Genomic DNA, 375 nt, shown 5'->3' with positions numbered 1-375 from the left:
TCCCACTGGTCCTTCCCGGGCACCGGGGACGGGTCGTTGTCGAGTTTGTCGGGGTGGAACTTCGCGATCGCCGACCTGATGGTCTTCTCGATGGTCGGGATCCCGTACCGGCCCAGGCGGGCGAGTTCGGTGTCGATCCACTCGGCGGCCTCGGCGGAGAGGTCGTGGGTGTCCTCGGCGATCTTGCAGCCCCGCCAGGCCTCCAGCTCCAACGCATCGACCGCGGCCCAGGTGAGCGGGAGCCGGTGGTGCAGGTCCAACGTGTTGGCCAGGACCTTCTTTGCGGTCCAGGAGGACACGGCGGTGGCGGTGGCCCAAGACTCGGTCACGAACGCCGCCACCAACGGTGTCCCTTCACCACCCAAAGATTGGTCG

At 67.5% G+C, this 375-nt stretch carries 1 pseudogene; it reads right to left on the bottom strand.

What is annotated here, in order from left to right:
* Nucleotides 1–329: pseudogene (locus ASD66_RS02920) on the bottom strand (hypothetical protein); the annotation flags it as partial.
* Between the last annotated feature and the right edge of the window lie 46 nt (nucleotides 330–375).

The organism is Nocardioides sp. Root151 (genome assembly GCF_001427925.1).
In the GTDB taxonomy this organism is placed as follows: domain Bacteria; phylum Actinomycetota; class Actinomycetes; order Propionibacteriales; family Nocardioidaceae; genus Nocardioides.
Note: the sequence above shows the minus strand (reverse complement) of the source record. Positions and strands in the feature narration are given on the sequence as shown.